The organism is Pantoea sp. (assembly GCF_028283705.1).
Classification (GTDB): Bacteria; Pseudomonadota; Gammaproteobacteria; order Enterobacterales; family Enterobacteriaceae; genus Pantoea.
Window position 1 is genome coordinate 358,832 of sequence record NZ_JAPWKD010000032.1, and the last position, 19,452, is coordinate 378,283.

15 protein-coding genes and 1 riboswitch are annotated in these 19,452 nt (G+C 56.2%); of the genes, 10 read left to right on the plus strand and 5 right to left on the minus strand.

Annotated features, from left to right (window positions below):
- Positions 1–473: 473 nt before the first annotated feature.
- The 3 genes from cra to ilvI form a co-directional block, all read right to left on the minus strand.
- Entirely contained in the window at positions 474–1,484 is a 1,011-nt protein-coding gene (gene cra / locus PW844_RS24680; protein ID WP_299457461.1) for a catabolite repressor/activator, read from the minus strand.
- 197 nt (positions 1,485–1,681) lie between these two features.
- A complete protein-coding gene (gene ilvN, locus PW844_RS24685) occupies positions 1,682–2,173 on the minus strand; it encodes an acetolactate synthase small subunit (protein ID WP_084872650.1) in 492 nt (163 codons plus the stop codon).
- A gap of 2 nt (positions 2,174–2,175) precedes the next feature.
- Positions 2,176–3,900 carry an acetolactate synthase 3 large subunit gene (gene ilvI / locus PW844_RS24690; protein WP_084872647.1) on the minus strand — a complete coding sequence of 575 codons (1,725 nt, stop codon included), beginning with the start codon at positions 3,898–3,900 and terminating at the stop codon, positions 2,176–2,178.
- Positions 3,901–4,635: 735 nt separating this feature from the next.
- Between ilvI and leuL the strand changes: the two genes are divergently transcribed.
- The 5 genes from leuL to leuD all read left to right on the plus strand — a co-directional run bounded on the left by leuL (position 4,636) and on the right by leuD (position 9,490).
- Positions 4,636–4,719 (plus strand): leu operon leader peptide, encoded by an 84-nt coding sequence (leuL, locus tag PW844_RS29500; protein WP_367187773.1) that lies wholly within the window; start codon positions 4,636–4,638, stop codon positions 4,717–4,719.
- 94 nt (positions 4,720–4,813) lie between these two features.
- Positions 4,814–6,376 (plus strand): 2-isopropylmalate synthase, encoded by a 1,563-nt coding sequence (gene leuA, locus PW844_RS24695; protein WP_084872644.1) that lies wholly within the window; start codon positions 4,814–4,816, stop codon positions 6,374–6,376.
- Between the two features lie 2 nt (positions 6,377–6,378).
- Positions 6,379–7,470 (plus strand): 3-isopropylmalate dehydrogenase, encoded by a 1,092-nt coding sequence (gene leuB, locus PW844_RS24700; RefSeq protein ID WP_299457464.1) that lies wholly within the window; start codon positions 6,379–6,381, stop codon positions 7,468–7,470.
- A gap of 4 nt (positions 7,471–7,474) precedes the next feature.
- Complete coding sequence (gene leuC / locus PW844_RS24705; protein WP_299457466.1) at positions 7,475–8,881, plus strand: 3-isopropylmalate dehydratase large subunit; 1,407 nt, start codon at positions 7,475–7,477, stop codon at positions 8,879–8,881.
- Positions 8,882–8,884: 3 nt separating this feature from the next.
- A complete protein-coding gene (leuD, locus tag PW844_RS24710) occupies positions 8,885–9,490 on the plus strand; it encodes a 3-isopropylmalate dehydratase small subunit (protein ID WP_299457468.1) in 606 nt (201 codons plus the stop codon).
- Between the two features lie 76 nt (positions 9,491–9,566).
- Here leuD and PW844_RS24715 read toward each other — a convergent pair whose 3' ends face one another.
- The gene (locus tag PW844_RS24715; protein ID WP_299457470.1) at positions 9,567–10,745 is read right to left on the minus strand and encodes an MFS transporter; all 1,179 of its coding nucleotides are present in this window, start codon (positions 10,743–10,745) and stop codon (positions 9,567–9,569) included.
- A gap of 258 nt (positions 10,746–11,003) precedes the next feature.
- On the opposite strand from PW844_RS24715, the gene sgrR reads away from it, so the two are divergent.
- The 4 genes from sgrR to thiQ all read left to right on the plus strand — a co-directional run bounded on the left by sgrR (position 11,004) and on the right by thiQ (position 16,103).
- Entirely contained in the window at positions 11,004–12,665 is a 1,662-nt protein-coding gene (gene sgrR, locus PW844_RS24720) for an HTH-type transcriptional regulator SgrR (protein ID WP_299457472.1), read from the plus strand.
- Between the two features lie 35 nt (positions 12,666–12,700).
- Positions 12,701–12,798, plus strand: a riboswitch (TPP riboswitch).
- Between the two features lie 47 nt (positions 12,799–12,845).
- Positions 12,846–13,832 (plus strand): thiamine ABC transporter substrate binding subunit, encoded by a 987-nt coding sequence (thiB, locus tag PW844_RS24725; RefSeq protein WP_299457474.1) that lies wholly within the window; start codon positions 12,846–12,848, stop codon positions 13,830–13,832.
- Positions 13,808–15,418, plus strand: a complete 1,611-nt coding sequence (gene thiP, locus PW844_RS24730; RefSeq protein ID WP_299457477.1) for a thiamine/thiamine pyrophosphate ABC transporter permease ThiP — start codon at positions 13,808–13,810, stop codon at positions 15,416–15,418. The genes thiB and thiP overlap by 25 nt, the downstream gene beginning before the upstream one ends.
- Entirely contained in the window at positions 15,402–16,103 is a 702-nt protein-coding gene (gene thiQ / locus PW844_RS24735; protein ID WP_299457480.1) for a thiamine ABC transporter ATP-binding protein ThiQ, read from the plus strand. The genes thiP and thiQ overlap by 17 nt, the downstream gene beginning before the upstream one ends.
- Here the strand turns inward: thiQ and PW844_RS24740 are convergent.
- Complete coding sequence (locus tag PW844_RS24740; RefSeq protein ID WP_299457483.1) at positions 16,100–16,861, minus strand: DedA family protein; 762 nt, start codon at positions 16,859–16,861, stop codon at positions 16,100–16,102. The genes thiQ and PW844_RS24740 overlap by 4 nt on opposite strands.
- A 167-nt stretch (positions 16,862–17,028) precedes the next feature.
- On the opposite strand from PW844_RS24740, the gene polB reads away from it, so the two are divergent.
- The gene (gene polB / locus PW844_RS24745; RefSeq protein ID WP_299457485.1) at positions 17,029–19,389 is read left to right on the plus strand and encodes a DNA polymerase II; all 2,361 of its coding nucleotides are present in this window, start codon (positions 17,029–17,031) and stop codon (positions 19,387–19,389) included.
- Positions 19,390–19,452 lie beyond the last annotated feature (63 nt).

Here is a 19,452-nt window from a genome sequence, read left to right on the forward strand (position 1 = left end):
GATACCCTTTTTCACCACTTTATCCCACATTTTACCACGAAAAGAGTTTACGGAGCCGATGAAATCCTTGTCAAGCCGCAACGGCAAGTGAATATCACTCTTTACAGCGGGTGAAATTATTTGGCGGTGGGAATAAGAAGGTCGTGAATGGCAAAATAAAAATTAACCTGATGAATAATGGAATAAAAATTTTCACGTATTGAAAAGCGGCGAAAAATAAAGCGCTTTATCGCGTTTTGATAAATATCTGACGATATGCGACAGCGGCTGCATTTTAGGGGATTTCCTAAAGGAAGCCCAGCACCATCGCGACAGCTCTGCTACCAGCAGATGCCGAAGATGTAAACAAATAAGAAAAGGTAGTGCGCTTAATTTGTTAGCAAGGTCGACGAGAATTTACGCTTTTTTACGTGAAAGGTTGCGGGGGAAATTAAAAGCATGATGAATAAAGTGGGCAGCACGCCGCCCATCATTCATTTTATCCGGCGGCTTAATTGCCCACGACGGAATAAATTACGGCGAATTCGGGTTAAACCTGGCTTCGGCTTTCGCGGTTCATCCAGCGAGGCTAAAACCAGTTCCAGAACGCGCTCGGCAACATCACGATGACGCTGTCCCACCGCCAACACCGGACACTCAAGGAAATCCAGTAACTCGTGGTCGCCAAAAGTGGCAATCGCCAGATCGGTGGGCAACCGCCCGTCACGTTTCAGCGTGACATCCATAACGCCCTGCAACAGACCGAAGGAAGTGGTGAACAAGGCCTCCGGCATCGGGTGATCTTCCAGATACTTCTCGAACAGGGCCGCTGCCGCAGTACGTTCAAAGCTATTGCAGTAGATATAATCAATCGGGCGTTCGTCGTCCTTCCATGCTTCACGGAAGCCCATTTCACGCAGGAAACTCACCGACAACTCCGGCAGTGCTCCAAGGAACAGCACATTTTTCACCGGTAGCTGACGCAATTCAGCGGCAAGCTGATGAGCATCATCCTGATCGGCACCCACCACGCTGGTAAAATGTTCACGATCCAGCGCGCGATCCAGCGCAATGATCGGCAGTGGATCGTTGATCCAGCGCTGATAAAACGGATGCTCTGGCGGCAACGAGGTGGAGACGATGATCGCATCTACCTGACGCTGCAACAAATGTTCGATGCAACGCATTTCATTGTCAGGCTGATCTTCCGAGCAGGCGATCAGCAGCTGGTAGCCACGCTGGCGCGCCTGACGCTCAAGATAGTTCGCGATACGCGTATAGCTGGTATTTTCCAGATCGGGGATCACCAGGCCAATTGAACGGGTACGTCCAGCACGCAAGCCCGCCGCCACGGCATTCGGGTGATAATTGTACTCACGCACCACCGCCATCACTTTCTCGACGGTTTTGTCGCTGACACGATATTGCCGCGCTTTGCCATTAATGACGTAGCTGGCCGTGGTGCGCGACACGCCAGCCAGGCGCGCGATTTCATCCAGTTTCACGATGACACCTTAATTCCTGATTAGCCATGCTGGCGAAAATGTCCGCAGAGTAGCTAAGGGTAAAACATTTGTAACATCTAACCGCAGAAAACTACGCTGAGCAACCGCTTTTATCCGCCGGGGTGTGCAAGCGCATAAAATAAAAAAACCCGGCATTCCGCCGGGTTAGCATTGAGACTCAATCTGGGCAGTGACAATTAACGCATGATGCGCTCGCCACGCGCCACGCCGACGATACCGGAGCGCGCCACTTCCACGATTTCCGCGACGTCGCGGACGGTGTTCAGGAACGCATCCAGTTTGTCGCTGGTGCCCGCCAGCTGAACCGTGTACAGCGTCGGCGTCACATCGATGATCTGCCCACGGAAAATTTCCGCGCTACGCTTCACTTCTTCGCGGCCATAACCGGTAGCCTGGATTTTCACCAGCATGATTTCACGTTCAACGTAGGCACCCTGCCCCAGTTCGCTGACACGTAACACGTCCACTAGCTTATGCAGTTGCTTCTCGATCTGCTCCAGCACCTTGGCATCGCCGACGGTTTGAATCGTCATGCGGGACAGGGTGGGATCGTCAGTCGGGGCGACCGTCAGACTTTCGATGTTGTAGCCACGCTGCGAAAACAGCCCAATCACGCGGGACAATGCGCCGGATTCGTTCTCCAGCAGTACCGATAAAATGCGACGCATAATTATGTCCTCTCCGTTTTGCTCAACCACATCTCGTCCATACCGCCACCACGAATCTGCATCGGGTAAACGTGCTCGCTGCCATCCACGGTCACATCCACAAACACCAGACGCCCTTTCGCCAGGGTCTCCAGCGCCTGCGTCAGTTTCTCTTCCAGCTCGGCCGGATGCTGAATGGCGATCCCCACGTGGCCATAAGCCTCAGCGAGACGCACGAAGTCCGGCAGTGATTCCATATAGGATTGCGAATGGCGGCCAGAGTAGATCATGTCCTGCCACTGCTTCACCATGCCGAGGAAGCGGTTGTTCAGGTTCAGCACCAGCACAGGCAAATCGTATTGCAGCGCGGTCGAGAGCTCCTGAATGTTCATCTGGATACTGCCGTCACCGGTGACACAGATAACGGTTTCTTCCGGCAGCGCCATTTTCACACCCAGCGCGGCAGGCAGGCCAAAGCCCATGGTGCCGAGGCCACCGGAGTTGATCCAGCGACGCGGCTTATCAAACTGATAATACAGCGCAGCAAACATCTGGTGCTGACCGACATCTGACGTGACGTAAGCCTCGCCTTTGGTCAAACGCCAGATGGTTTCGATAACCGCCTGCGGTTTGATTTTGTCGCTGGTGCGATCAAATTCGAGGCATTTGCGGCTGCGCCAGCCGTCAATGCGTTGCCACCAGTCACGCAGGCTGTCGAGCTCCTGCTTCACGTCGGTCTGTGCCAGCAACTCCAGCATTTGCGACAGCGTTTGTTTCGCATCGCCAACAATAGGGATATCGGCCGCGACGGTTTTGGAGATCGAAGTTGGATCAACGTCGATATGCATCACCGTAGCGTTCGGGCAATATTTCGCCAGGTTGTTGGTGGTGCGGTCATCGAAGCGCACACCGATGCCGAAAATCAGATCGGCGTTGTGCATGACCATGTTGGCTTCATAGGTGCCGTGCATGCCGAGCATACCCACGCACTGGCGATGCGTACCCGGGAAGGCACCCAATCCCATCAGGGAAGTGGTCACCGGAATGTTCAGCGTTTCCGCCAGTTGCAGCAGTTCCGCTTCACAACCCGAGGTAATGGCACCGCCACCCACGTACATCACCGGATTATGCGCCGCCAGCAGCGTCTGCAATGCGCGCTTAATCTGTCCCTTGTGGCCCTGAATCGTCGGGTTGTAGGAACGCATGCTGACCGATTCCGGCCAGACGTAGGGCAGCTTATTGGCCGGGTTAAGAATATCTTTCGGCAGATCGATGACCACTGGACCCGGACGCCCACTGGACGCCAGCCAGAAGGCTTTCTTGATCACGGTGGGGATTTCTTCGGTGCTTTTCACCAGGAAGCTGTGCTTCACCACCGGACGGGAAATCCCGACCATGTCGCACTCCTGGAAAGCGTCATAACCGATCAGCGAAGAAGGCACCTGACCCGACAGCACCACCATCGGGATGGAGTCCATATAGGCAGTCGCGATGCCGGTAATGGCATTGGTGGCACCCGGGCCGGAAGTCACCAGCACGACGCCAACTTCGCCAGTGGCGCGCGCCAGGCCGTCAGCCATATGCACAGCGCCCTGCTCATGGCGAACTAATACGTGGTCGATACCGCCGACCGTTTGCAGAGCGTCATAAATATCGAGCACCGCTCCGCCCGGATAACCGAATACCTGCTTAACGCCCTGATCGATTAACGAACGGACGACCATTTCGGCTCCTGACAACATCTCCATTTTCTGCCTCCAGGCTTGAGGAACTGAATCCACTGACGACCGCTTTCCGGCGCGCCACTTGCATCCTGCCCCATATTCGCCAATTAAGATCAAAACCTTATGTTTATGCTCAGAAGAGGGAAGTCATTTCCACCTTCCAGGTACAGGGAAATCTACTTGAGTTCATTCTTTTGAGAGTAGGTCGATTACCATAACCGCAGAAAACCCGGCAGGCAAACGCCGCAACGCCGTACCGTGCTGATGATGGCAGTAAAGGCACTAAGGGGTGATAATCGCTTGCGAGGATTAAACTAATGCCAGCACTGAAGGGCAGAGGATAATGCTGGTCTGGTGATTATTTCCAGCGAGTTATAAGAAATATACGATGCATATTTTGCAACGTTCCAGCCCACAATCTTACCCGCCAATTAATTTCTGGCGTGATTATCTTTAAAATCTGTCTCTCACATGAGAATCGTCTAAACAACCCGGTGAATACTGACTTATTGCCAGAGAAACAACCCGTAAAAAACACCTAAAAATCATTATGTTAAAATTAACATTCATTTTTAAAACTTTTTTTAAGCGGATTCAGCTAACCCATCCCCCCTTAATATTTGTTTTTCCTCTGAACAAGCGGATTATCACAGCAGATCCGCCTTAAGCACATCGGGAAATAACCTTTCACTTATGGTTGACATCGTCGGCCTTTCTCAGTATCAATATGTGCAGCACTCAATTTACGAGGTTTGATCCATGTCCCGTTCTTTCCGTCTACTTGGTCTACTACTAAACGCATCCTCATTGCGCGGTAGACTCGTGGGCGGAATCGACAACTGATTCGAACCTGCAGAAAGTTTAAAAAAACCCGCGCCATGCGCGGGTTTTTTTATGCTCGTAGCACCGGCGAAGTTAATGCATAAGGAAGATTACGATGAGCCAGCAAGTTATTATTTTCGATACCACTCTGCGTGATGGCGAGCAGGCATTACAGGCCAGCCTGAGTGTTAAAGAAAAACTGCAGATCGCCCTGGCGCTGGAACGTATGGGCGTAGACGTGATGGAAGTCGGTTTCCCGGTCTCCTCACCGGGTGATTTTGAATCGGTTCAGACCATCGCGCGCACCATCAAAAACAGCCGCGTCTGCGGACTGGCACGTTGCGTTGAAAAGGATATCGATGCCGCTTACGAATCCCTGCGCGTCGCTGAAGCATTCCGTATCCATACCTTTATCGCGACTTCGCCGATGCATATCGCCACCAAATTGCGCAGCACGCTGCCCGAGGTGATTGAGCGTGCCGTGCATATGATCAAACGCGCCCGCAACTACACCAACGACGTCGAGTTCTCCTGCGAAGATGGTGGCCGTACGCCGATTGATGACCTGTGCCGTATGGTGGAAGCCGCGATCAACGCAGGTGCCACCACCATCAATATCCCGGATACCGTGGGTTACACCCTGCCGCACGAATACGCCAACATCATCAGCCAGCTGGTGAATCGCGTACCGAACATCGATAAAGCTATCCTGTCTGTGCATACCCATGATGACCTGGGTATGGCCACCGGTAACGCCATTGCCGCCGTGATGGCGGGTGCGCGTCAGGTTGAAGGTACGCTGAACGGCCTGGGCGAACGTGCCGGTAACTGTGCACTGGAAGAAGTGATCATGGCGATTAAAACCCGCCAGCAGATCATGAACGTGCACACCAATATCAAACATCAGGAAATCTACCGTACCAGCCAGACTGTCAGCCAGATCTGCAACATGCCGATCCCGGCGAACAAAGCGGTGGTCGGTTCAAACGCCTTCGCCCACTCCTCCGGTATCCATCAGGATGGCGTGCTGAAAAACCGCGAAAACTACGAAATCCTGACGCCGGAATCCATCGGCCTGCACAAAATCCAGCTCAACCTGACCTCACGTTCAGGCCGTGCGGCAGTGAAACACCGTATGGAAGAGATGGGTTACAAAGAGACCGACTACAACCTGGATACCCTGTACGACGCCTTCCTGAAGCTGGCGGACAAAAAAGGCCAGGTATTCGATTACGATCTGGAAGCACTGGCCTTCATCAACAAACAGAATGAAGAACCAGAACATTTCCAGCTGAAAGAATTCAACGTGCAGACCGGTTCCAGCGTCACTGCCACCGCGTCGGTACAGCTGGGCTGTGGCGAAGAAACCAAAGCTGACGCCGCCACCGGCAACGGCCCGGTTGATGCCGTTTACCAGGCGATTAATCGTATCACCGGTTTTGAAGCGGAACTGGTGAACTACAAGCTCACGGCTAAAGGCCACGGCGAGAACGCGCTGGGCCAGGTCGATATCGTGGTGAACTACAACAATCGCAAATTCCACGGCGTGGGTCTGGCGACCGATATCGTCGAATCTTCCGCTAAAGCGATGGTTAACGCCCTGAACAATATCTGGCGTGCTAAGCAGGTGGAAAAAGAATTGCAGCGTAAATTTAAAGAACAGAAGGAAACGGTGTAACTATGACTAAGTCTTTTCATATCGCAGTCATGCCGGGCGACGGAATCGGCCCGGAAGTGATGGCGCAGGCCATGAAAGTGCTGGACGCGATTCGCGCGCGTTTCGACATGCGTATCACCACTAGCGAATATGATGTGGGTGGTATCGCCATCGATCGTCACGGCGAACCCCTGCCACCGGCCTCCGTTACCGGTGCCGAGCAAGCCGACGCCATCCTGTTTGGTTCGGTTGGCGGCCCGAAATGGGAACACCTGCCACCGGCACAGCAGCCGGAGCGCGGTGCGCTGCTGCCGCTGCGTAAGCACTTCAAACTGTTCAGTAACCTGCGTCCGGCTGCGCTGTATAAAGGCCTGGAAACATTTTGCCCACTGCGTAGCGACATCGCTGCACGTGGCTTCGACATCCTGTGCGTACGCGAACTGACTGGCGGCATATACTTCGGTCAGCCGAAAGGCCGCGAAGGTAGCGGCCCGCATGAACGTGCGTTCGACACCGAGGTGTATCACCGTTTTGAGATTGAACGTATCGCCCGCATTGCCTTTGAATCTGCGCGCAAACGTCGTAACAAGGTGACGTCTGTCGATAAAGCCAACGTATTGCAGACCTCAGTGATGTGGCGCGAGATCGTCAACGAAGTGGCAAAGGATTACCCGGATGTGCAGCTGAGCCATATGTACATCGATAACGCCACCATGCAGCTGATTAAAGATCCCTCACAGTTTGACGTGCTGCTGTGTTCTAACCTGTTCGGTGACATTCTGTCGGATGAATGCGCGATGATTACCGGTTCCATGGGCATGCTGCCATCCGCTAGCCTGAATGAAGAGGGCTTCGGCCTGTACGAGCCAGCCGGTGGCTCCGCGCCGGATATCGCCGGTCAGAACATTGCCAACCCGGTTGCCCAGATCCTCTCGTTGTCCCTGCTGCTGCGTTATAGCCTGAATGCCGCTGAGGTTGCCGACAGCATTGAGCGTGCCATCAACCGCGCGCTGGAAGCGGGTTATCGCACCCGTGACCTGGCCGGTGACGGTCAATCCGTGAGCACCGATGAAATGGGCAGCATCATTGCCCGTTTCATTGCCGAGGAAAAATAAAAAAATGAAAAGCTTATACCAGAAGTTATTTGATGCACATGTCGTCCACGAAGCACCGAATGAAACACCGTTACTGTATATCGATCGTCATTTGATCCATGAAGTGACCTCACCGCAGGCCTTTGATGGCCTGCGCGCTCATGGTCGCAAAGTGCGTCAGCCGTCTAAGACGTTTGCCACCATGGACCACAACGTTTCTACCCAGACCAAAGACATCAACGCCTCTGGCGAGATGGCGCGTATTCAGATGCAGGAGCTGATCAAGAACTGTGCTGAATTCGGTATCCAGTTGTATGACCTGAACCACCCGTTCCAGGGCATCGTGCACGTAATCGGTCCTGAGCAGGGGATGACGCTGCCGGGTATGACAATTGTCTGCGGCGACTCACACACCGCCACCCATGGAGCCTTTGGTTCACTGGCATTCGGTATCGGCACGTCCGAGGTGGAGCATGTATTTGCCACCCAGACCCTGAAGCAGGGCCGTGCCAAAACCATGAAGATTGAAGTGCTGGGCGAAGCTGCACCGGGCATCACCGCGAAAGATATCGTACTGGCGATTATCGGTAAAACCGGCAGCGCTGGCGGTACCGGACATGTGGTGGAATTTTGCGGCCCGGCGATTGAAGCGCTGACCATGGAAGGCCGCATGACGCTGTGCAACATGGCGATTGAAATGGGTGCCAAAGCGGGCCTGGTTGCGCCGGATGACACCACCTTTAATTACCTGAAAGACAAACAGTTTGCACCGAAAGGCGAACAATGGGATCAGGCCGTCGCTTACTGGCGTACCCTGAAATCTGACAGCGACGCGAAATTCGACACCATCGTGACCCTGAACGCGGCCGATATCGCACCGCAGGTAACCTGGGGCACCAACCCGGGTCAGGTGATGGCGGTGGATCAGGCCATCCCGAATCCGGCTTCCTTCGCCGATCCGGTTGAGCGTGCCTCTGCCGAGAAAGCGCTGGCATATATGGATCTGCAGCCAGGCATCAAACTGACTGACGTTGCCATCGACAAAGTCTTTATCGGCTCCTGCACCAACTCACGTATTGAAGACCTGCGTGCCGCCGCCGCTATCGCCAAAGGACGCCATGTGGCACCGGGTGTGGTGGCAATGGTGGTGCCAGGTTCTGGTCCGGTAAAAGCGCAGGCGGAAGCGGAAGGTCTGGATAAGATTTTCCTCGAAGCCGGTTTTGAATGGCGTCTGCCAGGCTGCTCGATGTGTCTGGCGATGAACAATGACCGTCTGAACCCAGGCGAGCGCTGTGCCTCAACCAGCAACCGTAACTTTGAAGGTCGTCAGGGCCGTGGTGGACGTACCCACCTGGTCAGCCCGGCGATGGCCGCTGCGGCGGCGGTCACTGGCCGTTTTGCCGATATTCGTGAACTGACTCAGGGAGCTTAAGCCATGGCGAAGAAATTTACCCAGCACACCGGGATTGTCGCACCGCTGGATGCAGCGAATGTCGATACCGATGCCATCATTCCGAAGCAGTTCCTGCAAAAAGTGACCCGTACCGGTTTTGGCGCGCACCTGTTCCACGACTGGCGCTTCGATGACGACGCCGGCACCGTGCCGACGGCCAGCTTCGTACTGAACAAGCCGGAATATAAAGGCACCAGCATTTTGCTGGCGCGTGAGAACTTTGGCTGTGGCTCCTCACGTGAGCACGCGCCGTGGGCACTGACCGATTTCGGTTTTCAGGTGGTAATTGCGCCAAGCTTCGCGGACATCTTCTATGGCAACAGCTTTAACAACCAGCTGCTGCCGGTGAAGCTGAGCGATGAAGAAGTGGATGAGATGTTCAAACTGGTGGCAAGCCATCCGGGTGTCAGCTTTACCGTTGACCTGGAAGCCCAGACCGTGACTGCTGGTGACAAAAGCTATAGCTTTGAAATCGACAGTTTCCGTCGTCACTGCATGATCAATGGCCTCGATAGCATCGGCCTGACGCTGCAACACGAAGCGTCAATCGCCAGCTACGAGACCAACCAGCCTGCGTTTTTACGTTAAAAAAGTAACGGCGCGCAATAAATTGCGCCGCTACGGGCCAGTGCGTACCTGTAGCGGCGCGATTTATCGCGCGGTTTTATACATCCCGCACGCGCGACGTCAGTCCCAGCGCCAGCACCGCCAGCCCCAACGCCAGCCAGTACACCGACTCATGCCCGAAGCGTTCGCTTAACGATCCCTGAATCACCCCCGCCACAATCATGCCGGTGGAGATCGAGGTGGTAAACATGGTGGTTGCCGCACCCGCGCGTCCCGGCATCAGATCCTGAAACCAGAGCATCCCAATCCCGGCGACAATGCCGATAAACGCCGCGTTGAACAGCTGCAACACCATCAGCGCCGTACGCGAGCGGAACAGCCCCAGCCCGAGGTAAAACAGGATAGCAGCCACCAGCGCCACCAATACCAGACGACGTTTACCAAACCGGCGCGCATAATGTCCGGCCAGCAGCATAATCGGGATCTCCAGCCCTGCTGCCGTTCCCATCAGCAGACCCGCCAACTTTTCCGGCAGGCCGAGCGTGGAGCTGATATACAGTGGCATATCAATGATATACATCACGTTGCAGGTCCACATAATCACCGAAGCGATAAACAGCAGACGTACCTGGCTATCCTTCCACGGACTCAGTTGCGTCAGCACCTGCTCGGGGGAAGCCGCGACACGCGGCACCGATGGCAAGGTGCGCCAGATCAGCACGGTACTGAGCAAAAAAATCACCGCCGCCACGCTAAATAAGGTGATGAAACCGTAATTCAGCGCCAGAGCGAAGGATAGTGGCGGCCCGATTACCCACGCCAGCGACAGCTGCGCCCGCATCACCGAGCTGAACATCACTACTTCGCGCGCCGAATGGTCCGCATACTCACGCGCCAGCGCAAATATCTGCGGCACCGCCACGCTGGCCAGCGCCGACAGCAGCACGCCCAACGTAATCAGCGTCAGATAGTGGCGGCTGAAGGCAAACAACAAGGAATTGCATACCGCCATCAGGCAGCAGAACAGGATCAGTTTGCGGCGGTCGCCATGGCTATCGGATCGTTTCGCCACCAGCAGGCTGATGACAATGCCCGCAATCGCATTGACGGTAAAAAACAGCCCGACCCAGAACGGGCGTACCTGCACTTCACGCGTCAGAAACAGACTTAGCGTGGGTGCCTGTAACGCACCGGCCACGCCCGTCATAAAGGAGACGGCCATAAAAGCCAGATAAACCGGGTTGAGGCGACGCTGACGCGTTAACAGCGATTTCATGGTGAAATCCCTTTGCGGAAGAAAAGCAGAGAACCAAAAAAAGAGGGTAGAAGATTCCACAGCAAAACGAAAAAAGCCAGCAGAGAAAACACTGCTGGCGGTGAAATTGCACCCTACTCAGAAAAGGTTCCACGTCGGCGGAACCACTGTCAGAGCGCCATTCATGACTGAATGCCTCCCGCTCTTCCAATGAGGTCTACTATGCCTCTAATATAGGGCAGAAAAAACTGAGCGATTATGCGCTGGAGTTCCCCTTTTATGTCCTCTTCACGACTGCAACAGCAATTTATCCGCCTGTGGCAAAGCTGCCAGGGCCAGGATCAGGAAACCACCCTGAGCGAGCTGGCGGAGCTGCTGCACTGCTCGCGCCGCCATATGCGTAACCTGCTGAATGCCATGCAGGATGCAGGCTGGCTCATCTGGCAGGCGGAAGCGGGCCGCGGTAAACGCTCCACGCTGAGCTTCTGCTACACCGGGCTGGCATTACAGCAGCAGCGCGCGGAGGATTTGCTGGAGCAGGATCGTATCGACCAGTTAGTGCAGCTGGTGGGTGACAAAAACCAGGTTCGTCAGATGATTGCCGCGCATCTGGGCCGCAGCTTTCGTCAGGGCAAACATATTCTGCGCGTGCTTTACTATCGCCCGTTGCCGAATTTGCTGCCGGGTTCACCGCTGCGGCGTTCGGAAACCCATCTGGCACGACAGATTTTCAGCGGCCTGACGCGCATAAATGAGGAAAAGGGGGAAATCGAACCGGATATCGCCCATCACTGGCAACAAACCTCACTGTTGCACTGGCGCTTCTTCCTGCGTCCGGCCATTCGCTTTCATCATGGCCGTGAACTGGAGATGGAAGACGTCATCAGCTCGCTGGAGCGTCTGCGCAGTCAGCCACTGTTCTCCCATATCGCACAACTGCACTCCCCGGCCCCCTGGACGCTGGATATTCAGCTGACTCAGCCCGACAACTGGCTACCGTGGCTGCTTGGCAGCGTCAGCGCGATGATCCTGCCGCGTGAATGGCAGACCCTGCGAGGTTTCGCGCGCCAGCCGATCGGCACCGGTCCCTACAGCGTGGTGCGCAACCAACAAAGTCAGCTGAAGATCGCCGCCTTTGACGACTACTTCGGTTATCGCGCGTTAATTGATGATGTCTCCATCTGGGTACTGCCGGAGATCAGTGATGAGCTGGTGTATGCCGGGGTGAAGTTACAAGGCGAAACCGCTGATGAGAAATCGGAAGAGAGTCGTCTGGAAGAAGGCTGCTATTTTCTGCTGTATGACCGGCGTTCGGAACAAGGCCGGGATGCGCATTTCCGCCGCTGGGTCAGCTACCTGCTCAATCCTATCGCCCTGCTGAATAATGCGGGTATCGGTTATCAGCGCTACTGGTTCCCGGCTTATGGTTTATTACCGCGCTGGCATCATCGCCGCGATCTGACGGCGGTCAGCAAGCCGGATAACCTGAAGCAGCTCACCATCAGCTGGTATAGCCACCATGTGGAACACGAAGGTATCGCCAATGCCCTACGCCCACTGCTGGCGCAACAGGGTGTGGAGCTGATTACCCGTGAGCTGAGCTACGAAGCATGGTTTAACGGAGAAGGCGAGAGCGACATCTGGCTCGGCAGCGTCAACTTCACCCTGCCGCTCGACTACTCGCTGTTCGCTCAGCTGTACGAATTGCCGCTGATGCAGCAGTGTATCCCGATTGACTGGGAAAATGCCGCCACCCACTGGCGCGAAAAAACGCTGCCGCTCGCAGAATGGAGTAAGCAACTGGTGGATAGTGACTATTTGCACCCGTTGTTTCACCACTGGTTGTTGCTGGAAGGGCAGCGCAGTATGCGTGGCGTACGCATGAATACGCTCGGCTGGTTTGACTTCAAATCCGCCTGGTTTGCCCCGCCGGAACTGTGATCCTTTCGCCCTGCCCCGGAAATGTCTAGAATGTGCCGTTCTCAACGGGGTGCCCTGCATTACAGGGGCTGAGAGAGACCCGTCGAACCTGATCCGGTTAATACCGGCGTAGGGATTTGAGATGCCTCACCGCTCAGATCCTTTGCGACTCAACCTTATCTTCTCCTCAAGGAGCGCAAAGTGTTAAACAAAGTTCTGCCTGTGCTGTTGCTGGTTTCTGCCCCGGTGCTGGCTGCCAAACCGGTACTTACCGTCTACACCTACGATTCATTCTCTGCTGACTGGGGCCCTGGCCCGGCGGTGAAAAAAGCCTTTGAAGCCCAGTGCGGCTGCGAGCTGAAATACGTGGCGCTGGAAGATGGCGTCTCGCTGCTCAACCGCGTGCGGATGGAAGGTAAAAACAGCAAAGCGGATATCGTGCTGGGGCTGGATAACAACCTGGTGCAGGCCGCAGAAAAAACCGGGCTGTTTGCCAAAAGCCAGGTAGATACCCACGCGCTCCAGCTGCCAGGTGGCTGGCATAACGATACCTTTATCCCGTTCGACTACGGTTACTTCGCCTTCGTCTACGATAAAAACAAACTGAAAAACCCACCGAAAAGCCTGAAGGAACTGGTCGAAAGCCCGGAAAAATGGCGCGTTATCTATGAAGATCCGCGCACCAGCACCCCAGGCCTCGGCCTGCTGCTGTGGATGCAGAAAGTCTATGGCGACAAAGCGCCGGATGCCTGGCAGAAGCTGGCGCAGAAAACCGTCACCGTCACCAAAGGCTGGAGTGAAGCCTATGGGTTGTTCCTGAAGGGCGAAGGCGATCTGGTGCTGAGTTACACCACCTCCCCGGCTTATCACATCATTGAAGAGAAGAAAGAAAATTACGCCGCTGCGCCGTTTAGCGAAGGCCATTATTTGCAGGTTGAAGTGGCGGCGCAGCTGGCCAGCAGCAAACAACCGCAGCTAGTGCAGGAATTCATGCAGTTTATGGTGTCCCCGGCCTTCCAGCAGACCATCCCGACCGGCAACTGGATGTATCCGGTGATCAAGAGCGATCTGCCTGCCGGTTATCAAACACTCAACGTGCCGCAAACGGCGCTGCAATATAGCCCGGCGGAAGTTGCCGACCACAGCAAAGCGTGGATCAGTGCATGGCAACGCGCCGTCAGCCGTTAATCCCTGGCTGGCTGTTGCCCGGCAGTTTCACTGCGCTGCTGCTGTGTGCTGTAGCGCTGCTGGCATTTGGCGCGCTGCTGATGTCAGCGCCCATCGGCGACTGGCGCGCCCTGCTCAGTGATGACTATCTGCATCATGTGCTGGCTTTCTCCTTCTGGCAGGCGCTGCTGTCAGCGCTGTTTTCGGTCCTTCCGGCCATCCCACTGGCGCGCGCCCTGTATCGGCGGCGCTTTCCTGGTCGTGAACTGTTGCTGCGTCTGTGCGCCATGACGCTGGTGCTGCCGGTGTTGGTGGCGGTGTTTGGTCTGCTGAGTGTCTATGGCCGCAGCGGCTGGCTGGCACAACTGTGCGCAGCGCTGGGGATCCCCTGGCATTTCTCGCCCTATGGCTTGCAAGGCATTCTGCTGGCGCACGTGTTCTTCAATCTGCCGCTGGCGACGCGTATGTTGTTGCAGGCGCTGGAAAGTATTCCCGGCGAACAACGCCAGCTGGCGGCACAACTCGGTCTGCGCGGCTGGAATCTGTTTCGTCTGCTGGAGTGGCCGTGGCTGCGGCGGCAAATTTTCCCCACTGCCGCCCTGATCTTTATGCTGTGCTTTGCCAGTTTTGCCACCGTGCTGGCGCTGGGCGGCGGCCCACAGGCGACCACGCTGGAGCTGGCGATTTATCAGGCGCTGAATTTTGACTACGACCCCGGACGCGCGGCGCTGCTGGCACTGCTTCAGCTCGGTTGCTGCCTGCTGCTGGTGTTGCTGAGCCAGCGCTTCAGCAAAGCAATTCCCGCAGGTCATCAGCAAATACGCGGCTGGCGCGATCCCGCTGATAGCTGGCGCGCCCGTATCAGCGACAGCCTGTTAATTGGTATGGCCCTGCTGCTGTTGCTCCCCCCGCTGCTGGCGGTGGTGGCTGATGGTCTGCGCGGCGGCGTGACCGGAGCGATGCAGCAACCGGCCTTATGGCAGGCCACCTTTACTTCATTGCGTATTGCCATCGGTGCTGGCGTGTTGTGCGTCATCCTGACAGTGATGCTGTTGTGGAGCAGCCGTGAGCTGCGTCTGCGCCACAAAATCGTGGCGGCACAGGCGATGGAACTCAGCGGCATGCTGATTCTGGCAATGCCAGGCATCGTGCTGGCCAGCGGCTTTTTCCTGCTCTTCAACGCCACCGTTGGCCTGCCGCAATCCGCCGATGGGTTGGTGATCCTCACCAATGCGCTGATCGCCATTCCCTATGCCATGAAAGTGCTGGAGAACCCGATGCGCGATCTCAGCGCACGTTACCATCAGTTATGCGCCTCGCTCGGGGTGCAGGGGCTGAACCGGCTGCGTCTGATTGAACTCCGTGCGCTGAAACGCCCACTGGCACAGGCGCTGGCATTTGCCTGCGTGCTATCGATTGGTGATTTTGGCGTAGTGGCATTATTTGGCAGCGCAGATTTCCGTACGTTGCCATTCTATCTGTACCAGCAAATTGGTGCCTATCGTGGCGCAGATGGCGCGGTGACCGCCCTGTTGCTGCTGGTGCTGTGCCTGCTTCTGTTTACCCTGATGGAAAAATTACCGGGTCGTCATGCTGACACTGAATAACCTCACTTACCTCTACCAGCATCTGCCGATGCGCTTTCAGTTCAGCGCACAACCGGGCGAGCGGCTGGCGATTCTCGGCCCGAGCGGAGCCGGGAAAAGCACCCTGCTCAGTCTGATTGGCGGGTTTCTGCCTGTCAGCAGCGGCACCCTGCTGCTGAAAGATGAGGATCATACCCATAGCGTGCCTGCCGTGCGTCCGGTATCAATGCTGTTTCAGGAAAACAACCTGTTTCCACATCTGACCGTGCGGCAAAATCTGGGCCTGGGCCTGCATCCCGGTCTGAAGCTCAGCCACGACCAGCAGCAGCAGCTGAACGACATCGCCTTACAAACCGGGCTCAGCGAGATGCTCGACCGCCTGCCAGGACAACTTTCTGGCGGCCAGCGGCAACGCGTGGCGCTGGCACGCTGCCTGCTGCGTAATCAGCCGATTCTGTTGCTGGACGAACCCTTCTCGGCACTCGATCCGGCACTGCGCAATGAGATGCTGCAACTGGTACGAAGCGTGTGTGAAGCACGCAATATCACGTTGCTGATGGTGTCGCACAGCCTGGAAGATGCGCAGCAAATAGCGCCGCGTAGCCTGGTGGTGGTCGATGGACGGGTGTACTGGGATGGCAACACCGCTGACCTGCTTAACGGCAGTAGTCCAGCGGCGGCCATCCTCGGAGTGGCAACGCGTTAGAAGAATACCTTCCACAGCAGATGGCGGAAGACAGGCATCATCGGATGGAACTGAATCGCGACAAACGCCGCCAGCCCGATCAGCGCGGCTAACGGAGCCAGCCAGCGCAGACGCGCCGCAGGCAGATATGCCGTTGCCCAGTCGACCGATTTACCGCTACGCCACCAGCGCCAGCACAGCCAGAACCCCAGCCATACCAGCAGTGCCACCAGCAACAACAGCCAGGTAAAGTGGCCACCTTGCGCCGCTTTGGGCACATCAATCGCCACCCCCGCCAGAATGCCTGGCATCAGGTAGGCTGGCGGCCACAGGATGCAACCGATGATATTGGGTGGCAGAAACTTGCGTACCGGCAGCTCCAGCATCCCCGCAGCCAGCGGGATCAGCGGACGCGTCGGCCCGACAAAACGGCCCACCAGGATGGTAAACATGCTGTGCTGATGCAGCGCATGCTCAGTTTTATCCAGCAGCCCACGGTATTTTTGCAGATATTTCCAGCGATGCAGCGGTCCCTGAAATCTCCAGCCAATGCCGTAGGACACCCAGTCACCAATCAGGCATCCGACCAGACCGGCGGCCCAGGCGGGATAAAGACCAATCTGGCCGCTGCCCACCAGTGCTCCGAGACTCGCCATTAAAACCGTGCCCGGCAGTAGCAATCCCACGAAGGCCAGTGACTCCAGAAAGGTCACCAGCGCCACAGCAAACAGTGCCCATTCCAGAGATTGCGTAAAGAGATGTTGTACCCAGGCTTCCATAAATTTCCTCTGCGGAATATGAAGGCTGGATTGTCCAGAGCCAGCGCCACAGCGTCAAGGCAAGATTTGTACATCAATGTTGACGTTATGCTGACAGTTTAAGCAAGCAACAGACACTGTATAAACATCCATGATACACTTAAGGGGTATTCACACCTGGAGTTACCGTGACCGATCCACGCGCAGGATTTCTGCTTACCCGACACTGGCGAGACACCCCCACAGGCAGCGAAGTGGTGCTATGGCTGGCGACCGACCAGGGCGCACAGCGCGTGGTTCTGCCTGCTCAGGAGTCGGTGGCTTTTGTCCCGAGCGAGTTTCAACCCCGGATTGAAGCGCTGCTGCGTGATGAGCGCCATACCCGCCTGCAATCCCTGACGCTGAAAGATTTCCGCCGCCGCCCGGTGCTGGGCCTCTATTGCCGCAGCTACCGCCAGTTGCAAAACCTGGAAAAACGCCTGCGGGAAAACGGCATCCCGGTCTATGAAGCGGATATTCGCCCGCCGGAGCGCTACCTGATGGAGCGCTTTATCACCGCGCCGGTGTGGTTCAGCGGCGATGTACGTGGCGACAGTGTGGTGAATACGCGTCTTAAACCCCATCCCGACTACCGACCGCAGCTTTCCTGGGTGTCGCTGGATATTGAAACCACCGAGCACGGCGAGCTGTATTGCATCGGGTTAGAGGGGTGTGGTCAGCGTCAGGTGTTTATGCTCGGCCCGCCGAACGGCGATGCCAGCGCGCTTGATTTCGAACTGATTTATGTCGAGAGCCGCCCGAAGCTGCTGGAGCAGCTGAATGCCTGGTTTGCCCGCCATGAACCGGATGTGATCATTGGCTGGAACCTGGTGCAGTTCGATCTGCGCGTGCTGCAAAAACATGCCGATCGCTACGGTATCCCGTTACGCCTGGGCCGCCAGCAACAAGCGCTGGAGTGGCGCGAACACGGTTTCAAACCCGGCGTCTTCTTCGCCCAGGCCACCGGCCGCCTGATTGTTGATGGTATTGAGGCGTTAAAATCTGCCTTCTGGGATTTCCCCTCCTTCAGCCTCGAAGCGGTGTCGCGTGAATTACTGGGCGAAGGCAAAGCCATCGACAATCCGTGGCAGCGTATGGAGGAGATTAACTGGCGCTTCGCTCATGATAAACCCGCGCTGGCACGCTATAACCTGAAAGATTGCGAGCTGGTAACGCGCATTTTCCAGCATACCGCCATCATGCCGTTTCTGCTGGAACGCGCCACCGTTAACGGGCTGGCGGTGGATCGCCACGGCGGCTCGGTGGCCGCTTTTGGCCATCTCTACATTCCGCGGATGCATCGCGCCGGATTCGTTGCGCCTAATCTCGGTGAAGTCACCCCCGAAGCCAGCCCCGGCGGTTATGTGATGGACTCGCGCCCAGGGCTGTACGATTCGGTGCTGGTGTTGGATTACAAAAGCCTCTACCCGTCAATTATCCGTACCTTCCTGATCGATCCGGTCGGGCTTGTGGAAGGACTGGCACACCCGGATGATGCCAACTCGGTGCCCGGCTTTCGCGGCGCACGTTTTTCCCGTCAAACCCACTGCCTGCCAGCCATTGTTGAACAGATCTGGCAGGGCCGCGAGCAGGCCAAGCGTCAGCACAATAGGCCGCTGTCGCAGGCGCTGAAAATTATCATGAACGCTTTTTACGGTGTGCTGGGCACCAGCGCCTGCCGCTTTTTCGATCCGCGCCTCGCGTCATCGATCACCCTGCGCGGCCACGCCATTATGCAGCAAACGCGCGAGCTGATTGAGGCCGAGGGCTACGACGTAATTTATGGCGATACCGATTCCACCTTTGTCTGGCTGAAAGGTGCGCACAGCGAGGAACAAGCGGCGGAGATTGGCCGTCAGCTGGCCGATCACGTCAATGGCTGGTGGAAAAACCATTTGCAGCAGACCTACGCTCTCGACAGCGCGCTGGAGCTGGAGTACGAAAACCATTTCAGCCGTTTCCTAATGCCCACCATTCGGGGTGCCGAACAGGGCAGCAAAAAACGCTATGCCGGATTGATTCGCTCTGCAGGGACGGAACGGCTGGTGTTTAAGGGGCTGGAATCGGTGCGGACCGACTGGACCCCGCTGGCGCAGCAGTTTCAGCAAACGCTGTATGGCCGCATTTTTCGTGGTGAACCCTGGCAGGATTATATTCGCGATACCGTGGCACAGTTGCTGGCAGGTGAACTTGATGATTTGCTGGTCTATAAAAAACGCCTGCGCCGCCCGCTAAAAGATTATGAACGTAACGTGCCACCGCATGTGCGTGCCGCCCGGCAGGCCGATGAGGTTAATCACAAGTTAGGACGTCCGTTGCAGTATCAAAATGGCGGCTCCATCCGCTATGTCATCGCCACCGCAGGCCCGGAGCCACTGGAGGCGCGCAGCACGCCACTCGACTATGATCACTATGTGTCAAAGCAGCTACAACCGGTGGCTGAAGGCATTTTACCCTTCGTCGGCGATGATTTTGCTACACTGATTACCGGGCAGTTGGGGCTTTTTTGACAGGTGACGAAACCCCTGTCATCCAGTACCATAGCGCCCTTCCTGAATCTCACCGCATCGATG

Coding starts and splice junctions, on each gene's coding strand:
- ilvN (WP_084872650.1), bottom strand. CDS start 2,173: ATGCGTCGCATTTTATCGGTACTGCTGGAGAACGAATCCGGCGCATTG.
- leuA (WP_084872644.1), top strand. CDS start 4,814: ATGAGCCAGCAAGTTATTATTTTCGATACCACTCTGCGTGATGGCGAG.
- thiQ (WP_299457480.1), top strand. CDS start 15,402: ATGCTGACACTGAATAACCTCACTTACCTCTACCAGCATCTGCCGATG.
- PW844_RS24740 (WP_299457483.1), bottom strand. CDS start 16,861: ATGGAAGCCTGGGTACAACATCTCTTTACGCAATCTCTGGAATGGGCA.
- thiP (WP_299457477.1), top strand. CDS start 13,808: ATGGCAACGCGCCGTCAGCCGTTAATCCCTGGCTGGCTGTTGCCCGGC.
- PW844_RS24715 (WP_299457470.1), bottom strand. CDS start 10,745: ATGAAATCGCTGTTAACGCGTCAGCGTCGCCTCAACCCGGTTTATCTG.
- sgrR (WP_299457472.1), top strand. CDS start 11,004: ATGTCCTCTTCACGACTGCAACAGCAATTTATCCGCCTGTGGCAAAGC.
- leuD (WP_299457468.1), top strand. CDS start 8,885: ATGGCGAAGAAATTTACCCAGCACACCGGGATTGTCGCACCGCTGGAT.
- leuL (WP_367187773.1), top strand. CDS start 4,636: ATGTCCCGTTCTTTCCGTCTACTTGGTCTACTACTAAACGCATCCTCA.
- leuB (WP_299457464.1), top strand. CDS start 6,379: ATGACTAAGTCTTTTCATATCGCAGTCATGCCGGGCGACGGAATCGGC.
- leuC (WP_299457466.1), top strand. CDS start 7,475: ATGAAAAGCTTATACCAGAAGTTATTTGATGCACATGTCGTCCACGAA.
- ilvI (WP_084872647.1), bottom strand. CDS start 3,900: ATGGAGATGTTGTCAGGAGCCGAAATGGTCGTCCGTTCGTTAATCGAT.